This window comes from Microbacterium sp. BG28 (assembly GCF_034044005.1).
Taxonomy (GTDB): Bacteria; Actinomycetota; Actinomycetes; order Actinomycetales; family Microbacteriaceae; genus Microbacterium.
Map to the genome: position 1 here is coordinate 701,804 of NZ_JAXCHA010000003.1, position 22,073 is coordinate 723,876.

At 70.2% G+C, this 22,073-nt stretch carries 19 protein-coding genes; 7 read left to right on the forward strand and 12 right to left on the reverse strand.

Going from position 1 to position 22,073, the window contains the following annotated elements; all coding sequences use genetic code 11:
• Positions 1-24 precede the first annotated feature (24 nt).
• The 4 genes from SK224_RS14355 to SK224_RS14370 all read left to right on the forward strand — a co-directional run bounded on the left by SK224_RS14355 (position 25) and on the right by SK224_RS14370 (position 4,101).
• On the forward strand, positions 25-426 hold the full coding sequence (locus tag SK224_RS14355) for a cytidine deaminase (RefSeq protein ID WP_137416324.1): 402 nt from the start codon (positions 25-27) through the stop codon (positions 424-426).
• Positions 423-1,715, forward strand: a complete 1,293-nt coding sequence (locus SK224_RS14360; protein WP_320435339.1) for a thymidine phosphorylase — start codon at positions 423-425, stop codon at positions 1,713-1,715. Before SK224_RS14355 ends, SK224_RS14360 begins: the two co-directional genes overlap by 4 nt.
• A 30-nt stretch (positions 1,716-1,745) precedes the next feature.
• Positions 1,746-2,858, forward strand: coding sequence for an adenosine deaminase (locus SK224_RS14365; protein ID WP_234073435.1), 1,113 nt, complete (start codon positions 1,746-1,748; stop codon positions 2,856-2,858).
• A gap of 328 nt (positions 2,859-3,186) precedes the next feature.
• Positions 3,187-4,101 (forward strand): hypothetical protein, encoded by a 915-nt coding sequence (locus SK224_RS14370; RefSeq protein WP_320435340.1) that lies wholly within the window; start codon positions 3,187-3,189, stop codon positions 4,099-4,101.
• A 354-nt stretch (positions 4,102-4,455) separates the two neighbouring features.
• On the opposite strand, the gene SK224_RS14375 is transcribed toward SK224_RS14370, so the two are convergent.
• The 7 genes from SK224_RS14375 to SK224_RS14405 all read right to left on the reverse strand — a co-directional run bounded on the left by SK224_RS14375 (position 4,456) and on the right by SK224_RS14405 (position 11,023).
• Positions 4,456-5,220 (reverse strand): alpha/beta hydrolase, encoded by a 765-nt coding sequence (locus SK224_RS14375; RefSeq protein ID WP_320435341.1) that lies wholly within the window; start codon positions 5,218-5,220, stop codon positions 4,456-4,458.
• 90 nt (positions 5,221-5,310) lie between these two features.
• Complete coding sequence (locus SK224_RS14380; protein ID WP_320435342.1) at positions 5,311-6,456, reverse strand: mannitol-1-phosphate 5-dehydrogenase; 1,146 nt, start codon at positions 6,454-6,456, stop codon at positions 5,311-5,313.
• On the reverse strand, positions 6,453-6,884 hold the full coding sequence (locus tag SK224_RS14385) for a PTS sugar transporter subunit IIA (RefSeq protein ID WP_307319651.1): 432 nt from the start codon (positions 6,882-6,884) through the stop codon (positions 6,453-6,455). The genes SK224_RS14380 and SK224_RS14385 overlap by 4 nt, the downstream gene beginning before the upstream one ends.
• Before the next feature lie 115 nt (positions 6,885-6,999).
• On the reverse strand, positions 7,000-8,679 hold the full coding sequence (locus tag SK224_RS14390) for a PTS mannitol transporter subunit IICB (protein WP_320435343.1): 1,680 nt from the start codon (positions 8,677-8,679) through the stop codon (positions 7,000-7,002).
• A 36-nt stretch (positions 8,680-8,715) separates the two neighbouring features.
• On the reverse strand, positions 8,716-10,395 hold the full coding sequence (gene ptsP, locus SK224_RS14395) for a phosphoenolpyruvate--protein phosphotransferase (RefSeq protein WP_320435344.1): 1,680 nt from the start codon (positions 10,393-10,395) through the stop codon (positions 8,716-8,718).
• Between the two features lie 11 nt (positions 10,396-10,406).
• A complete protein-coding gene (locus tag SK224_RS14400; protein ID WP_320435345.1) occupies positions 10,407-10,682 on the reverse strand; it encodes an HPr family phosphocarrier protein in 276 nt (91 codons plus the stop codon).
• 17 nt (positions 10,683-10,699) lie between these two features.
• Positions 10,700-11,023 carry a PTS sugar transporter gene (locus SK224_RS14405; protein ID WP_320435346.1) on the reverse strand — a complete coding sequence of 108 codons (324 nt, stop codon included), beginning with the start codon at positions 11,021-11,023 and terminating at the stop codon, positions 10,700-10,702.
• A gap of 159 nt (positions 11,024-11,182) precedes the next feature.
• On the opposite strand from SK224_RS14405, the gene SK224_RS14410 reads away from it, so the two are divergent.
• Entirely contained in the window at positions 11,183-13,093 is a 1,911-nt protein-coding gene (locus SK224_RS14410; RefSeq protein ID WP_320435347.1) for a BglG family transcription antiterminator, read from the forward strand.
• A gap of 330 nt (positions 13,094-13,423) precedes the next feature.
• On the opposite strand, the gene SK224_RS14415 is transcribed toward SK224_RS14410, so the two are convergent.
• Genes SK224_RS14415 through SK224_RS14425 form a run of 3 tightly spaced genes read right to left on the reverse strand, consistent with a single transcriptional unit; the run spans position 13,424 to position 16,517 of the window.
• Complete coding sequence (locus SK224_RS14415) at positions 13,424-14,017, reverse strand: GNAT family protein (RefSeq protein ID WP_320435348.1); 594 nt, start codon at positions 14,015-14,017, stop codon at positions 13,424-13,426.
• Positions 14,014-15,687, reverse strand: coding sequence for a phospho-sugar mutase (locus SK224_RS14420; RefSeq protein ID WP_320435349.1), 1,674 nt, complete (start codon positions 15,685-15,687; stop codon positions 14,014-14,016). Before SK224_RS14420 ends, SK224_RS14415 begins: the two co-directional genes overlap by 4 nt.
• Positions 15,684-16,517: a purine-nucleoside phosphorylase gene (locus SK224_RS14425; RefSeq protein WP_320435350.1), complete on the reverse strand. Its 834-nt coding sequence runs from the start codon at positions 16,515-16,517 to the stop codon at positions 15,684-15,686. The genes SK224_RS14420 and SK224_RS14425 overlap by 4 nt, the downstream gene beginning before the upstream one ends.
• Before the next feature lie 89 nt (positions 16,518-16,606).
• On the opposite strand from SK224_RS14425, the gene SK224_RS14430 reads away from it, so the two are divergent.
• Positions 16,607-18,067, forward strand: coding sequence for an NAD(P)H-quinone dehydrogenase (locus SK224_RS14430; RefSeq protein WP_413816793.1), 1,461 nt, complete (start codon positions 16,607-16,609; stop codon positions 18,065-18,067).
• A 116-nt stretch (positions 18,068-18,183) separates the two neighbouring features.
• Here the strand turns inward: SK224_RS14430 and SK224_RS14435 are convergent, their stop codons facing one another.
• Complete coding sequence (locus tag SK224_RS14435) at positions 18,184-19,950, reverse strand: acetyl/propionyl/methylcrotonyl-CoA carboxylase subunit alpha (protein ID WP_320435352.1); 1,767 nt, start codon at positions 19,948-19,950, stop codon at positions 18,184-18,186.
• Between the two features lie 99 nt (positions 19,951-20,049).
• Positions 20,050-20,703 (reverse strand): Maf family protein, encoded by a 654-nt coding sequence (locus SK224_RS14440; RefSeq protein WP_320435353.1) that lies wholly within the window; start codon positions 20,701-20,703, stop codon positions 20,050-20,052.
• 89 nt (positions 20,704-20,792) lie between these two features.
• Between SK224_RS14440 and SK224_RS14445 the strand changes: the two genes are divergently transcribed.
• Complete coding sequence (locus SK224_RS14445; protein WP_320435354.1) at positions 20,793-22,070, forward strand: class I SAM-dependent RNA methyltransferase; 1,278 nt, start codon at positions 20,793-20,795, stop codon at positions 22,068-22,070.
• The last annotated feature ends 3 nt before the right edge of the window (positions 22,071-22,073 follow it).

The window sequence follows — 22,073 nt, forward strand, 5'->3', positions numbered from 1 at the left end:
CATCCGCTTCTTCGAAAGGACACCGTGACCGACATCGACTGGGACGAGCTGCGCACCGCCGCCACCGAGGCCATGCAGCGCGCCTACGCCCCCTACTCCCGCTACAAGGTGGGAGCCGCCGCCCTCGTCACAGACGGGCGGATCGTCTCGGGGTGCAACGTCGAGAACGCCTCTTACGGGGTCGGACTGTGCGCGGAATGCGGCCTGGTCTCGGAGCTGAACATGACCGGCGGCGGACAGCTCGTGGCATTCGTGTGCGTGAACGGCGACGGACAGACGATCATGCCGTGCGGGCGCTGCCGTCAGCTGCTGAACGAGTTCGCCCTACCCGGGATGCTGCTCGAGACCGTGTCGGGCATCCGCACGATCGACGAGGTGCTGCCCGACGCGTTCGGTCCCCGCGATCTCGAGGAGTACCGCCGATGAGCGCCGTCGAGCCCTTCGACGCCGTCGATGTGATCCGGGCCAAGCGCGACGGCCGTCCCGTCGATGAGCCGGCGCTGCGGTGGATGATCGATGCGTACACGCGCGAGTACGTGACGGATGCGCAGATGTCGGCGTTCGCGATGGCCGTGCTGCTGAACGGCATGAGCCGTGATGAGATCCGCGTGATGACCGACGCCATGATCGCGTCGGGTGAACGGATGAGCTTCACCGCGCTGTCCAGGACCACGGTCGACAAGCACTCCACCGGCGGCGTCGGAGACAAGATCACCCTTCCGCTGGCGCCGCTCGTGGCGGCGTTCGGTGTCGCCGTGCCCCAGCTCTCGGGTCGCGGCCTTGGCCACACGGGAGGCACGCTCGACAAGCTCGAGTCGATCCCGGGGTGGCGGGCCGCCCTGTCCAACGACGAGATGTTCGCGCAGCTGGACGACGTCGGCGCGGTGATCTGCGCCGCGGGCTCGGGGCTCGCACCGGCCGACAAGCGTCTATATGCACTGCGCGATGTCACCGGAACGGTCGAGGCCATCCCCTTGATCGCCTCGAGCATCATGTCCAAGAAGATCGCCGAGGGCACCGCATCCCTCGTGCTCGACGTGAAGTTCGGCTCGGGCGCCTTCATGCAGGACATCGACAAGGCTCGCGAACTCGCGCGCACGATGGTCGCGCTCGGTAATGACTCGGGCGTCGCGACGACCGCCCTGCTCACCGACATGAACAGCCCGCTGGGCCGGGCGATCGGCAACGCGAACGAGGTTCGCGAGTCCGTCGAGGTGCTCGCCGGTGGCGGCCCCGCCGACGTCGTGGAGCTGACGGTCGCCCTCGCCCGCGAGATGCTGGCGCTGGCCGGTCAGCCCGACGCGGACGTCGAGGCGGCGCTGCAGGACGGGCGCGCCATGGATGTCTGGCGCCGCATGATCGTCGCGCAGGACGGCGACCCGGATGCGGCGTTGCCGGTGGCGAGGGAGACGCACACGGTGCTCGCGCCCCGCTCCGGCGTCGTGACGCGCCTCGAGGCGCTGCCGTTCGGCATCGCCGCGTGGCGGCTGGGAGCCGGACGTGCACGTCCGCAGGACGCCGTCGTGCACGCCGCGGGCATCGACCTGCATGCGCAGCTCGGGGAGCGCGTGGAGGCTGGTCACCCGCTGTTCACCCTGTCGGCGGAGGATGCTGCCCGCTTCCCGCGCGCCCTGGAGGCGCTCGAGGGGGCATGGGAGATCGGCGATGCGGCACCGGCCGCATCCGCCCGCGTCGCCGAACGCATCACCGCCTGAGTCCACCGCGAACCGCGAGGAGCACCCCTTATGCCCATCGACCAGCACGGCGACGCCACCCTCGACGGAGTTTCGCTGCGAAGCCTGCCGAAGATCTCCCTGCACGACCACCTCGACGGTGCCGTGCGCCCCGACACGATCGTCGAGCTCGCCGACGCCGCGGGCCTGCCCGTGCCCGAGAGCGACGGTGACGACCTCGCCGACTGGTTCGCGGAGACGAGCGACTCGGGCTCGCTCGTCGAATACCTCAAGACCTTCGACCTCACGACGTCGGTGATGCAGACGCGGGAGAACCTGACGCGGATCTCCCGGGAGTTCGTCGAGGACCTGGCCGCCGACGGCGTCATCTACGGCGAGGTGCGCTGGGCGCCCGAGCAGCACCTGTCCGGCGGGCTCTCCCTCGAGGAGGTCGTCGAAGCGGTGCAGGAGGGCATCGAGGAGGGCGAGGACGCGGCGGCGGATGCCGGGCACGACATCCGCGTCGGCCAGCTCATCACCGCGATGCGCCATACGGACCGTTCGCTGGAGATCGCCAAGCTGGCCGTCGCCTTCCGTGATCGCGGGGCCGTCGGTTTCGACATCGCTGGTCCTGAAGACGGCTTCCTGCCGTCGCGTCACCGTGCCGCCTTCGACTACCTCGCTGCGCAGTTCTTCCCGGTCACCGTCCACGCCGGCGAGGCGGCAGGGCTCGACTCGATCCGTTCGGCCCTGCTCGACGGCCGCGCGCTGCGTCTCGGCCACGGCGTGCGCATCGCGCAGGACCTCGAGGTCGTCTCGCGCGAGGGCGACGTCGTCGAGGTCGTCTTCGGCGATCTGGCGCGCTGGGTGCGCGACCGGGAGATCCCGCTGGAACTCTCGCCGAGCTCCAACCTGCAGACCGGCGCGATCGCGGCATGGGGCAACGAGATGGCGGATCACCCCTTCGACCTGCTGTACCAGCTGGGTTTCGCGGTGACCGTGAACGTCGACAACCGTACGCAGAGCCGCACCTCGCTCACGCGCGAGCTGGCACTGCTCGCGGAGGCCTTCGACTACGGCCTCGATGATCTCGAGACGTTCCAGATCAACGCCGCCGCGGGCGTCTTCCTGCCGGTCGAGGAGCGCGAGGAGTTGATCGACCTCATCAGCGACGGCTTCGCGTGAGGCGCCGCCGTCGCGCCGGCTTCGATCGCTGAGCCTCGATGCCCGGGAGACCGCCCTGGTGCTCGTCGGTCGAACGCTCGTCCGCTCCGTGTCTCAGTGGTTCACGTTTTGGGGGCGTGGGGCGTGAATGTGTGAGACACGGATGCGGGGGGCTGGGATGCGTGTCTCACTGATTCACCCTCAGCGCCTCTCGATCGTGAACGACTGAGACACGTCGCGTGGCCGGCCGCAAAGATCGGCCCTCCCCAACTCCGTCTGAGCGGCGGGTCGCCGACAATGCGAGTGAGCGAGCGGGGACGCGGCGCCTTGCCGTGATGGCATCTTTGGGATGACCGACGCGGCGTTCCCGGCATCCGCCTTCTCGTATCGATCCGCACGTGAGGCGGGGATCGGGCGCGGTGTTCTCCGCGGGAACCGCTTCATCGCCCCGTTCCACGGGATACGGGCGGAGCCGCCGGACCCGCATCTGGAGATGGACGAGCTGGTGCGCCTGTGCCACTGGTACCTGCCGCGCTTGTGCAAGGGGCAGTTCTTCAGCCATTCCACCGCGCTGGCGCTGTACGGAGCCGCGGTGCCGCCGCAAGATGCGCTGGCTGTGCACGTCTCGGTGCATCGGCCGTCCTCTCCGCCACGCACGCGCGGGGTGTCCGGCCATCGACTGCAGCAGCGTGATCCCGACGTTCACCTGCTCGGCGAGCTCCCTGTGGAGGCGCCGGAGAGAGCGTGGGTGCAAGCATCCCGAACCTGGATGACGGACGACCTCGTCGTCGCCGCCGATCACCTCGTACGTCGTGACCGTCCCCTCACCACCATCCACGCGCTGACGACCGAAGCGCTGCGGATGCGGGGAGACGTCCTCGGTGAGCCGCTGTCGCTCATCCGGGAGGGTTCGGAGTCGGCGCGCGAGACCCTGCTGCGCCTGGTGTTGATGCGAGCAGGGTTGCCGGAACCGGAGCTCAACGCGCCGCTTCGGGATGCGCAGGGACGCACCATTGCGCGTCTGGATGAGTCGTTTCCCGTATACCGCGTGGCGGTGGAGTACGACGGGCGCCAGCATGCCTTCAGCGTCACGCAGTTCCGCCGTGATGCCGATCGCTGGGATGCCATTCGGGATACCGGTTGGCATCTCGTCCGCATCCTCGATCACCACCTCTCGCCGGATCCGGGGGTTGCTGTCGCCAAGGTGCGTGCAGCGCTCGTCGCGCGGGGCTGGAAAGACCGTGGGCCGCGGTCCGCGCTCTGACCGCGACGGTTGCGGCGTGTGTCTCAGGTACGCACATCGTTGTGGCGCGGAGCGTGAAGGAGTGAGACACGCAGGCGATCGGGTGTGCTGCGTGTCTCAGGTGTGCACCCCTTCGCGGCGCGGAGCGTGAAACATTGAGACACGGCGGTGTTCGGGTGCGCTGCGCGTCTCAACCGTGCATGGTCTTGGGGTGTGCTACGTGATCCGGTGAGACACGCAAGCGAGCAGGTGCGCTGTGTGTCTCAACCATGCACGCGCTCATGGCACACGACGTGAAGGAGTGGGACACGGGAGGCTGGATGCGGCGCCCGACGCGGTGCCGGCACGGGGCAGTGCCGGCACCGCGCTCGGCCGTCAGCGTGGCAGCGACGCGGCGAACTCGGTGACGAGCTCCGTCACGCGCTCGGTCATATCCGCCTCGTCGATCGTGGGCGTGCCGTCGCCCGCCTGAGGGCCGTAGGCGCCGAAGGATGCGTGCGAGGCGCCGTCGATCTCGACGAACTGTGCGTCAGACGGAAGCAGGGGCGCCGCGTCCCGGATCTTCGCCGGAGTCGACAGGCCGTCCTCGCTCCCGCCGATGCTGAGCACGGGAAGACCCGTGGCCGACAGATCGTTCGCGCAGTAGGAGGCGAAGAGCACGAGCGCGTCCGCATCCGTCGCGAGCTGGCAGGCGCGGACTCCGCCGAGCGAGTGACCACCCACCATCCACGTCTGGACCTCCGGCGCGAGGGAGGTGAACGCGTCCAGCGGGCGCGGGTCCAGGAAGGCGAGGTTGTACCAGGGCCGGGTGATCACGATGGTGATGCCGTCGTGCACGAGACCCGAGAGTACGGCGGCGTACGCGATCGGCTCGACCTTGGCGCCGGGGATGAGTACGAGCCCCACCTCGGATGAACCGGATGCGGGGGAGAGCACGATCGCGCCGGCCTGTTCGTCGACCGTGACGGCAGCGTCGGTGCGGACCGCCTCAAGGGGCCCGGGCTCGGCGGACATGACGCCCACCTGCCCCCAGATGAGCACGCCCAGAATGGCGGCCACGACGAGCGCGCCCAGGCCGCCGAACGACCACGCCAGAACCCGACGGATGCGGCGAGGACGAGAGAGGGCGCGATCGGTCACCCGTCCAGGGTAGAGGGCGCCGACGGCGAGAACGCCGCGAGCCCCGCGCCCGTCGTGGCCGACGGAGGCGGGGCTCGCGGGAGCGGATGCTCAGGCGGACTGGTGTGCGGCGACGACGTCGCGCACGGCGGCGAACAGTGGATGCTGCGGCTCGAGGCCCGTGACCTCGGTCGTGAATGCCGACGCGCTCCTGGTTCCGAGCAGGCGCTGGAGTTCGACGGCCTCCGGATCCTCGGCGGAGGAGAAGGACAGCGCGGCGCCCATCGTGGCGACCAGCGCCTCGGTGGACAGGCCACGCTCGGCCGCCTCCGCGGCGGGTCCGACGAAGCGTTCGTGACGCGAGAGCTTGCGCAGGGGCTGCCGGCCGACACGCCACACGGTGTCGGGGAGGGCAGGGTTGCGGAAGCGGGACAGGATCGTCTCCCGGTAGCGGGCGAGCTCGTCGGGGGCGAACTCGTGCTTCGCGATCAGCACGGCCGACGTCTCGGCGAGCGTCGCCGACACCGCCGCCGCGATCTCCGGTTCGGCCAGCGCATCCGAGATCCGCTCGATGCCCGCCCGTGCCCCGTAGTAGGCGGTCGCAGCGTGACCGGTGTTCACCGTGAAGAGCTTGCGCTCGATGTACGGTGCGAGATCGTGCACGAAATGGGCGCCCGGGATGCGGGGCAGCGCGCCCCCGAAGGGCGCCTGCTCGATCGCCCACTCGAAGAACGGCTCCACGACGACGTCGACGCCCGCATCCGCCGGCTGACCCGGCACGATGCGGTCGACGGCGGTGTTGGCGAACACGGCGCGCGCGGACAGCGCCGTCCAGTCATCACCGGCCTGCTCCTGGACGTGAGCGCGCAGCTGGTCGGTCGCGCCGATCGCGTTCTCGCACGCCATGACCTGCAGGGGTGCGAGGGTCTCGTCACGCTGTGCGAGCCCGGCGCGGATGAGGGGCGCGACGAACTTCAGGATCGTGGGGCCGACCGCGGTCGTGACCACGTCTGCCGACGCGATCTCGTCGACGACCGCCTGCGGGTCCTCGGCGCTGTTGAGGGCGCGGAACCCGGTGACCACGACGTCCGTGCCGCCGTCGCCGACCTCGTGAACGGTGTAGCTGTCGACCGCGTTGATCGCATCGACGAGTCCGGCCGACACGTCGGAGAACACCACCTCGTAGCCGCCCTCGTGTAGGAGGAGGCCGACGAAGCCGCGCCCGATGTTGCCCGCGCCGAAGTGGACGGCCTTCATGCGTTCACCGACGCGAGCAGTTCGTAGAGCTCCTCGGGCGTCGACGCGGCCTTGAGGCGCGCGACATCGTCCTCGTCGGAGAAGAGGAGTGCGATCTGCGACAGGATGTCGAGGTGCTCGTCGCCCTTGCCGGCGATGCCGATCACGAACGAGACGGGGTTGCCGTCCCAGTCGACGCCGCCGTCGTAGCGGACGACCGAGAGGCCCGAGGCGAGGATCTCGTCCTTGGTCTCGTTGGTGCCGTGCGGGATCGCGAGCTCGTTGCCCATGTAGGTCGACACCGCCTGCTCGCGCTGCTGCATGGCGTCGAAGTATCTGCCGGTGACGGCGCCGGCGGACTCCAGGATGCCGGCCGCTTCGCGCATGGCCTCATCGCGGGTCGCGCCGCCCGAGTGGATGCGCACCTGTCCGATACCGAGAACTGCCATGATTCTTCCTTTCCCGTTCCTGCCGCGCGCTGCCTGCTCGCGGCGCCGCGGACACCTCGTGCCCGCCGGACACGGATGCGGGCCGCACGGCGTGTGCGACCCGCATCCTGTGGGGTCAGCCCTGCTGACCATCCTTCTGCTGATCGACGACCAGGTCCACGACCTCTTCGTACTTCGGAGAGTTCATGAAGTTGTCGACCGAGACGTGCACCGCGCCGGGCGTCTGCTTGCGCGCGCGGTCGGTGAGCTGGTTCTGGGTAATGACTAGGTCTTCGCTGCCGTCGAGGTTCGCGATCGCCTTGTTGGTGACCGTGACGCCTTCGACGCCGGCCTTCTTGATCTTGTTGCGGAGCACGCTCGCGCCCATGGCGGAGGAGCCCATACCGGCGTCGCACGCGAAGACGATGTTGGTGACCTTCGTCGTGGTCAGCAGCCCGCCGTCGGCCTGGCCGCCGGTCTCCATGGCGGTCTCGAGCTTGTCGAGCACCTCGTTCGCGGCGTCCGCGTCCGAAGAGTTCGAGGCGCGCAGAGCGTCCATCGCGGCGGACGACTTGCCCTTGTTCGCCTCGGTCTGGGCGATCGCGGCACCGAAGGTGTCGGCCTCGGCCGCGAGATCCCGCTTGCGCGAGGCGCGGAGGATGATGGCGGTCAGGATGAAGGTGACCGCTGCGGCGACGAGCACCGAGAGGAGCACGATCAGCAGATTGCCGACACCTGGTCCGATCGCCGCGGCTCCCACGGCGATGATGCTGCCGGGGGCGGCCGGGAAGGCGAGACCGCCGCCGAGCACCATGTTGGTCGTGACGCCGGCCGCACCGCCCGCGATGAGCGCGAGGATCGTGATCGGCTTGCTCAGCGCGTACGGGAAGTAGATCTCGTGGATGCCGCCGAAGAACTGGATGATCGCAGCGCCCGGAGCCGAGGCCTTGGCCATGCCTACTCCGAAGAACGAGAAGGCGAGCAGCAGTCCGATGCCGGGGCCGGGGTTGGCCTCGATGAGGAACAGGATGCTCTTGCCGACCTCATCCGCCTGCTGGATGCCGAGCGGGGTGAACACGCCGTGGTTGATGGCGTTGTTGAGGAACAGCACCTTGGCCGGCTCGACGATGATCGACACGAGCGGCAGCAGGTTCAGCGACACCAGCCAGTTCACCGCCTCGCCGAGGCCGTCGCTGATGGCCAGGAAGACCGGGCCGAAGGCGAAGAAGCCGATGATCGCGAGGATCATGCCCAGGATGCCGGCCGAGAAGTTGTTGACCAGCATCTCGAAGCCGGGCTTGATCTTGCCGTCCCAGATCTTGTCCATCTGCTTGGTGATCCAGGCCGCGATCGGTCCCATGATCATCGCGCCGAGGAACATCGGGATGTTGGTGCCGAGGATGACACCCATCGTGGCGATGGTGGCCACCACGCCGCCGCGCTCGCCGTAGACCATGCGGCCACCGGTGTTCGCGATCAGCAGCGGGAGCAGGTAGGTGACCATGGCGCCCACGAGGCCGGCGTAGGCCTGGAAGGTGCCGCCGTCGCCCTGGGCGAGCGCGGTCATAGCGCCGTTCCAGCCGATGATGGCGGAGTCGCCGCCGCCGCCGATGATCTCGGAGACGGGGTACCAGTGCCAGCCGAAGGGGCTGTCCGCGCCGAAGAAGCCGGCGGGGATGAACAGCATCGTGATGAAGCCCCACGCGATGAAGGCCGCGATGTTGGGCATGATCATGCCGGAGAGGAACGTGCCGAATCGCTGGACCGCGACCCGGGCTCCTCCCGGCTGCTTGACGGGAGCTGACGTCGTCGTCATGAGACTGTCTCTTTCTACTCTTTGTGGGAAGGGGTGTTACAGGGCGGGGGTGGAAGCTGCGCGGGCGGCGTCGCGTGCGGATGCGGCGTCGTCGGCGGCCAGGGCGGCCTCGGCGATGCGGCGGGCATCCTCGAGGCTGTACTTCAGGAGGGTGGCCCGCACGTCGGCCAGGGCCGTCGGAGCCATCGAGAGGCTCGTCGCGCCGAGGCCGACCAGGACCACTGCCAGCAGCGGATCGGCCGCCGCCTCGCCGCAGATGCCGACGGGCTTTCCGAGCTCGCGTCCGGCGCGACCGGTCGTGCCGATGAGCCCCAGCACGGCGGGGTGCCACGGGTCCTGGAAACCGGCGACGGAGCCGAGTAGGCGGTCGGCGGCCAGGGTGTACTGGGTCAGGTCGTTCGTCCCGATGGACGCGAAGTCGGCGTGCTTCAGCACCCGATCGGCGAGAAGCGCGGACGAGGGCACCTCGACCATGACGCCGGCGGTCTTGATGCCGAACTCGCGGGCGAGTTCCACGAAGTAGATCGTCTCCTCGACGGTGGCGACCATCGGTGCCATGACCCACAGGTCGGCGGGCTCACCGGATGCGGCGACGGCCGCATCCGCTTCGCTCAGCGCCGTCAGCTGCTCGCGCAGGATGTCCTCGTTCGCACGGAGGGCGCGCAGGCCCCGGAGCCCCAGCGCCGGGTTCTCCTCGTGGGCGTCGTTGAGGAACGCGAGCGGCTTGTCGGCGCCCGCGTCCAGCGCCCGGACGACGACCTTCCTGCCGCGGAACGCGGAGAGCAGGCGCGTGTACGACTCACGCTGCTGCGCGACCGTGGGCGCGTTGGCGGAGCTGAGGAACAGGAACTCGGTGCGGAACAGGCCGACGCCCTCGGCGCCGAGCGCGACGGCCTCGGCGGCGCCCTCGGGGTTGCCGAGGTTGGCCAGGAGCGGCACCGCGGTGCCGTCGGAGAGAGCACCGGGCGTGATCGGCGCGGAGGCCGCCGCGGCGCGCGCATCGGCGCGGTTCTGCGCGCGACGTCGTTCCTCCTCGCTCGGGTCCGTGGTCACGATGCCTGCGGCGGCGTCGACGATGACGACCTGGTCGTCGACGAGGTCTGCGGCACCGGCGGCGCCCACGATCGCCACGATGCCCTTCTCGCGGGCCAGGATCGCGGTGTGCGAGGTGGGGCCGCCTTCGCTCGTGACGAGCGCGAGCACCTGGTCGAGATCCAGCAGCGCGGTGTCTGCGGGAGCGAGGTCGGTGGCCACCAGCACGTAGGGATGCCCGGGCTCGGGGAGGCCGGGAGCCGCGACACCCTGCAGTCGGGCGATCACACGCTGGGCGACGTCGTCGAGGTCCGCGGCGCGCTCGCCGAGATAGCCCCCGACGGCGACGAGGGTGTCGCGGAAGCTGGCGAAGGCGTCGTACACCGCACGCTCGGCGGTGGCGCCGGCGGCGAGACGCGTGTCGACCTCGGACTCCAGCGCCGGGTCCTCGGCCATCATCGCCTGGGCCTCCAGGACGTCCTGCGCGGCGCCGCCGGCGGTGGCACCGCGCTGCTCGAGCTCGCGCGCGACGGCCGCGACGGCTTCGCGCACTCGGGCGGTTTCGGCCGTGACGTCGAGCGTCGACGGCTCATCGGCGGGGGCGGGAAGCGGTGCGGCCATGCGGGCGACGGGGCCCTGCGCGACGCCGAGTCCGATGCCGACTCCGGGAATGGTGGTGCTCATGGTGTATCTCCTCAGGCGGCGTCGTGGTCGGTGGTCAGCAGGTCGGCGAGACGATCGAGGATGGTCTCGGCGTCGCCGCCGTCCACGGTCAGGGTGACGTAGTCGCCGTAGTCCAGCCCGAGCGAGATGACGCCGAGGATGCTGGCGGCGTTCGTCGCCGCACCCGAGTCCTTCGCGATCGTGACCGGGACTCCCGCATCCTTGGCCGCCTGGGCGAAGAGCTTCGCGGGGCGGGCGTGCAGGCCGTGCGACGAGCCGATGCGCACAGTACGGGTTGCGAGGGACATGTGGGTGCCTTTCCTTCTCAGGCCGTGGGGCCGGGCAGCGACGCGGTCGCGTTCGTGATCAGGTCGAGCGTTCGACGACCGTCTCGGTCCGTGAAGATGTCCTCGGGCAGGACGATCACGGAAACTCCGTGGCGCGCCGCATCCTCTCGGATACTGTCCGCCACCTCGGTCAGGTGCGGTCCGATGAGCACGAGCTCCGCCTCGCCGATGCGCGCCGCCAGCGCGACGTGCGGTACGGCTTCGGCCTGGAGATCGAGCCCGGCGGACACCGCCGCTCGCTGCAGCCGCTGTGCCACGAATGTGCTCGACGCACCAGCGCCGCACACCACCAGGATCCTCATCGACCCGCCTCCTTCCTCTCCATCCTGTGAACCGCCCGAGAGCGCGGCAACCAGAGGTTCTTCCGCCCCGAGCGGAAATCGCCGCAGCAGGGCGGGCCCGGCCCGCCGCCCGCGTGGTGGAATGGAGTGCCGGTGCCAGCCGGGATCTCGGAGGGTGACGTGACGCGAGCGCGACAGGACAGGGTGCTGGGCATTCTGGTCCGCGAGCGCGATTGGATCACCGCCTCAACACTCGCCGACCTTCTCGGGGTGACCCCGCGCAGCATCCGCAGCTATGTCACCGCGTTGAACGCGCGTGCCGCGGGGGCCGTCGAGTCGGGGCCGCTGGGCTACCGCGCCGGCGCAGAGGCGGCCGCCACGCTGCGCGATCACCCGACGGATGCAGGAACCCCGCGTGACCGGCTGCACACGATCGTGCGGGCGCTGCTGGCCGGCGACGCGGGCATCGACGTCTTCGACACGGCCGACCGGTTGTTCGTCAGCCCCGCCACCCTCGAGTCCGACCTTGCCCGGGTACGCGGCCTGCTCGGGGGTACGGACCTCGTGCTGGAGCGTTCGGCGTCCAGAGCGCGGCTCGTCGGTTCCGAAGCCGCGCAGCGCAGGCTCCTCAGCCGTCTCGTGCACGACGAGATGGATGAGGGAGCGTTCGACCTCTCGGCGCTGCGGCGCACCCTGGGCGAGGAGTCCGTCGCGCCGCGCGCGTTCGGCCAGTTCAAGGCGGAGCTGGTCGCGCAGCTGAGCGAGCTGGGCTACTACGTGAACGAGTTCGGCATCGCGGACGTGCTGATGCACATCGCGATCTCCGCCGACCGGGTGTCGCTGGGTCGCGCGCTGGATGAGGCCGCGACGACGCCGACCGATGCCCAGGCGGCGATCGCCCGGGTCATCGACGAGCTCGCGCAGGAGCACCTGGGTGTGCGCCTGGGGACGGGAGACACCATCCACCTCGCCACGATCGTGCTGACGCGCATCGTCGCCCCCGGTGCCGCCGACTCGGCGCGGACGCCCCTGGACGCCGAGGTGGAGCAGGTGGTGAGCGAGGTGGTGACGGAGGCCGCATCCGAGTTCCTCGTCGACATCCTCGCGCCCGAGTTCGTGCAGCGTCTGAGCCTGCACGTGCAGAACCTGCGGCTTCGCGCTCGGGAGAACGCATGGTCGCGCAATCCCCTGACCCGCTCGCTGAAGTCGACGTACCCGATGATCTTCGACGTCGCCGTCTATATCGCGAGTCGCTTGCAGGAACGCCTCGACATCCCTCTGCTGGACGACGAGATCGCCTACATCGCGATGCACGTCGGCGGGCAGCTCGAGCGCAGCCGGCGCTCCGACAACCTGTTGACAGCCACGATCGTGTGCCCCGGATACTACGAGCTGCACGAGCTGCTGCGCTCGAGCGTCGACCGCTCGCTCGGCCAGGCGATCGAGGTCGTGGACGTCGAGACGCGGGTCGATCCCGATTGGTCCTCGATCGACACCGACCTCGTCCTGACCACCATCGATGCGCCCGTGTCGGGGGAGCGCTTCGTGCGGATCCAGCCGTTCCTGACCCCCGGTGACATCGAGCGCGTGCAGGCTGTGGCGGGCCGCATCCGCCGGGGTCGTCGCCTCGCGCGCCTGCGCGCCGAGCTGGAGCGCTACTTCGACGCGTCGTCGTTCGTGCGCGGGCTCGATGCGTCCGAGGGCGAGGAGGGCGTCATCCGTCAGCTCGGCGGTCTGCTGGTGGAGCGCGGCGTCATCGACGCGGACTACGTCGAGCGCGCCATCGAGCGCGAGCGCCTGTCGTCGACGGCGTTCACCGACGCGCTCGCCGTGCCGCACGCGATCGGCATGACGGCGGTGCGCACGGCCATCGCGATCGGCATCGCCGACCCGCCGATGCCGTGGGGTGATTCACGCGTGCAGGTCGTCGCGCTCGCGGCGTTCTCCGAGACCGACCGCGAAGCGTTCCAGACCGTGTTCGAGCAGTTCGTGGAGGTGTTCAGCGAACGCGATTCCGTGCAGCGCATCGTGCGTCGCGGTGCGGATTTCTCCGCCTTCCTCGACGAGCTCGTCGCCGTCATCGACGGCTGAGCCCGGTCCCGCGGGCGAGGATCCGCAGACGCTCGCCACCCGCGAATCTTGCGTGTCTCACTTGTTCACGTTTCGGCGTCCGCCCCCGTGAGCGTTCGAGACACGGGCGGGCGCGGGAGTGGTGCGTGTCTCATGGGTGCCCGCTCTTGTGCGCCGCGGCGTGAACGGTTGAGACACGGGCGGGGTGCGGCTGGCGCGGGGACGCCCGCGGTGGGTTCGTGTCTCACTCATGCAGGGTTCGGGCGCGATTGGCGTGAACGATTGAGACACGGAGATGCCGGGCCCCCACAATGCCGCGCCTCGACGCGGGAACGGGCCGGATGCGGCCGGTCAGCGGTGGCGGAGACGGGCGGTCAGCGCGGCCCGGACCGTCGGCCACTCACCGTCGATGATCGAGAAGACGACGGTGTCGCGCATCGTGCCGTCCGACCACACCGTGTGGTTGCGCAGCACGCCGTCCTGCTTGGCGCCGAGGCGGGCGATCGCAGCGCGCGACTGATGGTTGTGCCAGTGGGTGCGGAACTCGACGGCGCCGCATCCGAGCTGATCGAACGCACGCTCCAGAAGCAGGAGCTTCGCGGCCGGGTTGATGCCGACGCCCTGAGCGGCGCGCCCGATCCAGGTCGAACCGATCTCGAGCCGCCGGTTGGTCTCGTCGAGATGGAGGTACGTCGTCATGCCGACGGCGTGGCCGTCGCGCACCGACACGATGGCCCACGGGGCGATGAGGCCCGCCCGCTGCCGTTCGAGGCGGCTCTCGATGTCGTCCCGCATGCCTTCCGGCGAGGGGATGCGGGTGTACCAGGTGCGCCACAGTTCGTCGACTGCGACGGCCGCCGCGAGGTCGTCGGCGTGCTCGGGTGTCAGCTGCTCGAGACGCACGTGGGCGTTCTCGAGCAGCGGGGCGTCCGACCAGCCGCTCACGAACGGGCGTCCAGCAGCGCCCGTACTCCCTCGCTCAAAGCGGCGAGTCGCCCGGCCGCGTCTGTCGCCGATTCTGCGCGGACGTCGAGGTATGCCTTGAGCTTGGGCTCGGTGCCGGAGGGGCGCACGATCACGCGCGAGCCGCCCTTGAGGGTGTAGCGCAGCACGTCGCTCGCCGGGAGCGTCTCCGACCCCTCGCTCAGGTCCTCGACCATCTTGACCTTCACCTCGCCGATGCGCGCCGGGGGATCCGCCCGCAGGCTCGACATGATCGAGCCGATGATCGAGAGGTCCTGGACTCGCACCGAGATCTGGTCGCTCGCGAAGAAGCCGAACGTCCGGTCGAACTCATCGAGCAGATCCTGCAGCGTCTTTCCGGCGCCACGCGCCTCGCTCGCGAGTTCGAGCGCCGCGACGGCCGCGGAGATGCCGTCCTTGTCGCGCACGGTCTCGGGGTTCACGAGGTAGCCGAGCGCCTCCTCGAAGCCGAAGATCAGTTCGGGCGCGCGCGAGATCCACTTGAAGCCGGTGAGGGTCGCGGTGAAGCCCAGGCCGTAGTGCTCGGCGACGGTCTGCAACCCGGGGGAGGAGACGAGCGAGCAGGCGAGCATCCCGGATGCGCCGGCCTCGGCAGCCTTGCGCGCCGCGCGCCAGCCGAGCAGCAGCCCGATCTGATTGCCCGTCAGTCGGCGCCAGCCGCTCTCCGCATCCGCATCGGGCACGGCCACCGCGAGCCGGTCGGCGTCGGGGTCGTTGGCGATGATGAGTTCCGCATCCGCCTCCCGCGCCGTCTGGAAGGCGAGGTCCATCGCACCGGGTTCTTCCGGGTTCGGGAAGGCGACGGTCGGGAATCGTCCGTCGGGTTCGGCCTGCGCCGCCACCTGAACGGGCTCGGGGTATCCCGCCTGGGCGACGATGCGCCCCAGCGTCTCCCCGCCCACGCCGTGCATCGCGGTGTAGACCCAGCGCAGTCCCTCGGCGCCCGCAGGCGCGGGCCCGACAGCGGCGGTGGCCGAGACGTACGCCTCCACGACCTCCTCGGATGCGGTGCGGTACCCCAGCGATCGGGGGATCTCGCTCGCCGAGACCTCGGTCGCGATGCGTGAGATCTGCGCGGCGATCTCGCCGTCGGCGGGAGGAACGATCTGCGATCCGTCGTCGGCGCCGCCGAGGTACACCTTGTAGCCGTTGTCGTTCGGCGGGTTGTGGCTCGCGGTGACCATCACGCCCGCGTCCGCATCCAGGTGCCGGACGGCGAAGGCGAGAACCGGGGTGGGCAGGAGCCTCGGCAGCAGCACGGCGTCCAGTCCCGCCCCCGCGAAGATCTCCGCCGAGTCGCGTGCGAAGACGTCCGAGTTGCGGCGTCCGTCGTAGCCCACCACGACGCGAGGCGTGTGACCTTCGGCCGCGGTCGCCGCCAGATAGGCGGCCAGTCCTGCGGCCGCCTGCGCGACGAGCACGCGGTTCATCCGGTTGCTGCCTGCACCGAGCTCGCCGCGGAGCCCGGCGGTACCGAACGCGAGGCGGGCGCCGAAGCGGTCCTCGAGTTCGGCGAGAGCGGCTGCGTCGCCCGCATCCGCCGCGGCGAGGAGCTCCGTGAGCTCCTCGCGCGTCTCGGGATCGGGGTCCTGCGCGAGCCACGCGCGGGCGGCCTCCACGGCGTCGCTCACAGCTGGCCGATCACGCGGGCGAGGAGGTCGGAGATCACGGGCTCCGCCTCGCGGCCGGCCTCGATCACCTCGGCGTGGCTGAGCGGGGTGGGGGAGATACCCGCGGCGAGGTTGGTGATGAGTGAGAAGCCCAGCACCTCCATCCCGGCCTGGCGTGCCGCGATCGCCTCGAGAGCGGTGGACATGCCGACGATGTGTCCGCCCATGATCTTGGCCATCTGCACTTCGGCGGGCGTCTCGTACTGCGGTCCGCGGAACTGGCAGTAGACGCCCTCATCCAGGCTCGGGTCGACGGTGCGCGCGAGTTCGCGCAGACGCGAGGAGTAGAGGTCGGTGAGGTCGATGAACGTCGCGCCCTCGAGCGGCGAGTCAGAGGTGAGGTTGATGTGGTCGCTGATCAGCACGGGCGTCCCGGGCTTCCAGTGCTCCTTGATGCCGCCGGCGCCGTTGGTGAGCACCATGGTGCGCGCACCGGTCGCGGCGGCCGTGCGCACGCTGTGCACGACGCGGCGGGTGCCGTGGCCCTCGTAGTAGTGCGTGCGCGCGCCGATGACCAGCACGTGCGTACCCGCGGGCGTGCGGACGCTGCGAAGGGTGCCGACGTGACCCTCCAGTGCGGGCTTGCTGAAGCCGGTGACCTCCGGCGCATCGATCGTCGCGACGGTCTCACCGATGAGTTCCGCTGCCTTGCCCCAGCCACTGCCGAGCGTGAGGGCGATGTCGTGCTGGGCGACGCCGGTCAGGCGCGCGATGTCGTCGGCGGCGCGGCGGGCGATCTCGAACGGATCGGCTGCCGGGTCGTCGAGCGGGTTGAGGGGGGTCGTTGCCATGTCCCCACCTTATGAACCCGAGGCCCCGCGGGCCACTTCGACGCTCGCCGCATCCGCCGATTCGTCGGCGCGCGCCGTCGGGGGAGAGAATGAGCACCATGTCTGCGAGCTTCGAGAGTGCCCAGCGCGTCGCGATCATCGGTGGTGGCCCGGGCGGCTACGAAGCGGCGCTGGCGGCGGCCCAGCTGGGAGCCGAGGTGACGCTCGTCGAACGCGCCGGCGTCGGCGGGTCGGCGGTCATCACGGATGTCGTTCCCTCGAAATCCCTCATCGCGACGGCGGATGCGGCTGTCGCCATCGCTGGAGCGAGCGATCTGGGCGTTCAGCTGTTTGCGAAGGACGGCGCAGGCAAGCCGCTGCAGCCGCAGGTTGCGATCAATCTCGCCGCCGTGAACAAGCGGCTCCTCTCCCTCGCCCGTCAGCAGTCCGACGACATGCGCGCGTCGCTCGTGTCGGCGGGGGTGCGCATCATCTCGGGCCACGGCCGCCTCGACGGCCCTGGTGCGGTGGTCGCCTCGACCGGCCCCGGCGGCACGGACTTCGACCGGGTGGAGGCCGACACGCTCGTCGTCTCCGTCGGCGCCTCCCCGCGTCAGCTCGCCAGCGCGAAGCCCGACGGTGAGCGCATCCTCACGTGGACCCAGCTCTACGACATGAAGACTATCCCCGAGCACCTGATCGTCGTGGGCTCGGGCGTGACGGGCGCGGAGTTCGCGTCCGCTTACATGAACCTCGGCGCGAAGGTGACACTCGTCTCCAGCCGTGACCAGGTGCTTCCGGGTGAGGATGCGGATGCGGCCGCGGTGCTCGAGAAGGTCTTCGCGCGCGGTGGCATGACGCTGCTGGCCAAGGCGCGTGCCGAGCGTGCCGAGAACACCGGCGACGGCGTCCGCGTGACCCTCGCCGACGGCCGCACGATCGAGGGCAGCCACTGCCTCATGGCCGTGGGATCGATCCCGAACACGGCGGGCATCGGCCTCGAGGAGGCCGGTGTCGAGACGACGGAGTCCGGCCACATCCGGGTCAACCGCGTCGCGCGGACCTCGGTGCCCAACATCTACGCGGCGGGGGACTGCACGACCTTCGTCCCGCTCGCCTCCGTCGCCGCGATGCAGGGGCGAACGGGCATCTTCCACGCCCTCGGCGACGTCGTCATCCCGCTCGAGCAGCGACGCATCGCCGCCAACATCTTCACCGCTCCCGAGATCGCGACGGTCGGCTGGCAGGAGAAGGACATCCGCGACGGCGCCATCAACGGCGTCGTGTGCAAGATGCCGCTCGCGGCCAACCCGCGCGCCAAGATGATGGGCATCAAAGACGGCTTCGTCAAGATCATCGCGCGCGAGGGCAGCGGAACCGTCATCGGCGGCACGATCGTCGGCCCGCGCGCATCCGATCTCATCTACCCGATCGCGATCGCCGTGGAGCGCCGCCTGACGGTCGACCAGGTGTCGCGGGTGTTCACGGTGTACCCGTCGCTGTCGGGCTCCGTGACCGACGCGATGCGCGCGATGCACGTGATCGAGCCGGCCACCGAAGACGAGGACTGATCCGGATGCGGCGACGCGCCGCATCCGCCGATGTCACTGCGCGGCGCTCACGCGTCCTAGCCGCCACATTAGTGGCGCATTCGCGCACCGCGAGGCAACTCGGGCACCCGGGCGGGTCAGTTGATGGTCAGGAGCTGGTGCCCCGCGGACACGGTGGTGCCGGCGGCGGCGTTGATCGCGCCGACCACGCCGTCCTTGTGCGCCTGGATCGGCTGCTCCATCTTCATCGCCTCGAGGACGACGACGAGGTCGCCCTTGACGACCTGCTGGCCCTCCGACACCGCGATCTTGACGATCGTCGCCTGCATCGGCGCCTTCACGGCATCGCCCGAGGCGCCTGCATTGGCGGTCGTCTGGTGCGAGCGACGCGACGGCGGCACGGCCGCAGGGCGACCGGTCTGCGCCGGGGCTGCAGCGATCCGGTCGGGCAGGCTCACCTCGAGGCGCTTTCCACCGACCTCGACGACGACCGTGTGCCGCTGCTCGGGCTGCGCGATGTCGCCGAGCTCGCCGTCCCACGCGGGGATCTCGTTCACGTACTCGGTCTCGATCCAGCGCGTGTAGACGCCGAAGACGCCGTCCTCGGCGGTGAACGCCGGCTGACGCACGACGTCACGGTGGAACGGGATGACGGTGGGCAGGCCCGCAACCTCGAACTCGTCGAGGGCGCGACGGGCCCGGGCGAGCGCCTCCGCGCGGTCACGGCCCGTGACGATCAGCTTCGCCAGCAGCGAGTCGAACGCACCCGAGACGACATCGCCCGCGGTGACACCCGAATCGAGACGGATGCCGGGGCCGCCGAAGGTCTTGAAGACCTTCACCGGGCCGGGCTGGGGCAGGAAGCCGCGTCCGGGGTCTTCGCCGTTGATGCGGAACTCGATCGAGTGGCCGATGGGAGCAGGGTCGTCGTAGCCGATCAGCTCGCCCTCGGCGATGCGGAACTGCTCGCGGACGAGGTCGATGCCGGTGACCTCCTCGGAAACGGTGTGCTCCACCTGGAGGCGGGTGTTGACCTCGAGGAAGGAGATCGTCCCGTCCGCGCCGATGAGGAACTCGCAGGTCCCGGCACCGAGGTAGCCGACCTCGCGCAGGATGGCCTTGGAAGACTCGTAGAGGATGCGGTTCTGCTCCTCGGTGAGGAACGGCGCCGGGGCCTCTTCGACGAGCTTCTGATGGCGGCGCTGCAGCGAGCAGTCGCGCGTGGAGATCACGACGACGTTGCCGGCCGCATCCGCGAGACACTGCGTCTCGACGTGGCGCGGCTTGTCGAGGTACTTCTCGACGAAGCACTCACCGCGTCCGAACGAGGTGATCGCCTCGCGGGTCGCGGACTCGAAGAGCTCCGCGACCTCGTCGAGCTCACGCGCGACCTTGAGGCCTCGGCCGCCGCCGCCGTAGGCGGCCTTGATGGCGATGGGCAGTCCGTACTGCTCGGCGAAGGCGATGACCTCGTCGGCGCCCGAGACGGGTCCTGGGGTTCCAGGAGCGAGCGGAGCGCCGACCTTCTCGGCGACGTGGCGGGCGGTGACCTTGTCGCCGAGCGCCTCGATCGCGTCGGGGGACGGACCGATCCAGGTCGCGCCCGCGCCGATCACCGCGCGGGCGAAGTCCGCGTTCTCGGCGAGGAAGCCGTACCCGGGGTGCACCGCGTCGGCACCGGCGCGCCGGAGGACGGAGAGGATCTTCTCGATCGAGAGGTAGGTCTCTGCTCCGGTCGTGCCCTCGAGGGCGTACGCCTCGTCGGCGAGACGCACATGCAGCGCATCCCGGTCCTGGTCGGAGTAGACCGCGACGGAGGCGATCCCGGCGTCACGGGCGGCGCGGATGATGCGTACGGCGATCTCGCCGCGGTTCGCGATGAGGACCTTGGCGATGCGAGGCATGAGTGCCAGCCTAGCGAGAGGTCGCCGTGTCTTTTTGACCGAACTCCACAAGAACAAATAGATCTGTTCGGGAGAACCTACAACCGTCCCGACGCGGGTTCAGTCGGTGGAGGGTGTCCACAGATCGGTCCACGTCACCCCCAGCTCGCGGCACAGGCTCCGCAGCGTGGACAGCGACATTCCGACCACGGTGGACGGATCGCCCTCGACGCGAGTGATGAAGGGCCCGCCGAGACTGTCGACGGTGAAAGCGCCCGCCACGAGCAGCGGCTCGCCCGTGGCGACGTAGGCCGCGATCTCCGCATCCGTGACATCCGTGGCGAAGCTCACGGACGCCGCGGCGACGGCGTGCGCCTCGACGGGAGCTGCGCCGGGTGCGAGCCGGATCACGCTGTGTCCCGAATGCAGGACTCCCGTGCGGCCGCGCATGTCGTGCCACCGGGCCGTCGCGGCTTCCGGCGTGTACGGCTTGCCGAGGATCTCGCCGTCGAGCTCGAACATCGAGTCGCCGCCGATCACGACGCCGTCGAAGTCCTCTCCGTCCTCCTCGAGCGCGGCGACGACGGCTGCGGCCTTGCGCCGCGCGAGCAGCAGCACGTGCTCGGTGGGAGTGAGTACGCGACCCTCTGCGGCTTCGACGGCGGCGACCACCGCGTCCTCGTCGACATCGGGGGCAGCGGTGCGCGGTTCGATCCCCGCCTGGCGCAGCAGCATGAGGCGGGCGGGTGATGTCGAGGCGAGGAGCACGCGCATCCCTCCACGCTAGCCCGTCGTCCGTGCGCGCCCGCCGGGCGGACGTCGCCGCTGGGCGCCGGTGGGCGGGCGTGTGCGAAGCTCGAAGGATGGATGCCGGAACGCACCTCGAGCTCGAGATCACCGATGTCGCCCACGGCGGCGTCTTCGTCGCGCGGCACGGTGATGAGCGACGCGTCGTCTTCGTGCCGGATACGGTGCCTGGCGAGCGGGTGCGGGTGCGTCTGACTGACACGTCCAAGAAGTCCTTCTGGCGGGCGGAGGTCGTCGAGATCCTCGACGCATCGCCGCACCGGCAGCCGCACGTCTGGGCGCAGGCCGACCTGGCGGTACCTGCCGAGGACCGCCCCGGTGGTGCCGACTTCGGCCACATCGTCCTGTCCGAGCAGCGGGCGCTCAAGCTCCGCGTGATCGAGGACGCTCTGGCGCGCATCGGACGGCTGTCGCTTCCGGCGACGATGGAGGCGGCGCACACGAGTGCGACCGGTGAGACCGAGAGCGTGGACGGCACCGGATGGCGCACACGGGTGAGCCTGCACGTCGACGCGCAGGGGAACATCGGTCCCTTCGGCGCACGCAGTCACCGCGTCGTGCCGGTTCGCGAGCTGCCGCTCGCGACCTCAGCGATCGGCGATGCGGCGGCAGGGCTCTCCCGCGCGAAGCCGGGCCGTGTCGAGCTGGTGCAGCCCGCCGACGGCCGGGTACGGGTGCTCGCGCGACCGGATGCGCGTGAGCGCGCCACGCGGCCCGAGGTCGTCACCGAGCGGGTGGGGGAGCGCGCCTTCCGGGTAGATGCGGGCGGGTTCTGGCAGGTGCACCGCCTGGCGGCGGGCACCCTCACCACTCTTGTGGGCGACGCGCTCAACGATGTCGGTGTCGATCCGGAGGGCTGGCACCTCGACCTGTACGGCGGCGTGGGGCTGCTCGCGGCCGCGATCGGGGATGCCGCGGGGCCCGGCGCCCGCATCACGAGCGTGGAGTCCAATGCCCGCGCCACCGAGCACGCGGGACACAACCTGGCGCAGTGGGTGGGCGCACGGGCCGAGACGGCGCGCGTCGAGCGCTGGGTGGCCGACCTCGCGAACAATGCCAGCAGCGATCAGCGCGCCAGACTCGCTCGCGGCGTCGTGGTGCTCGACCCGCCCCGTTCGGGCGCAGGCAAGGACACCGCACGCGCGATCGCCGGGCTCGAGCCGGAAAGCATCGTCTACGTCGCGTGCGACCCCGTGGCGCTCGCGCGCGACCTCGCCGAGTTCCGCCTGCACGGTTATGAAGCCGAAGCGGTACGCGGGGTCGACCTGTTCCCGCACTCCCACCACGTCGAAGCCATCGCCACTCTTCGGCGGACGGGCGCACGGCTAGCATGAGCG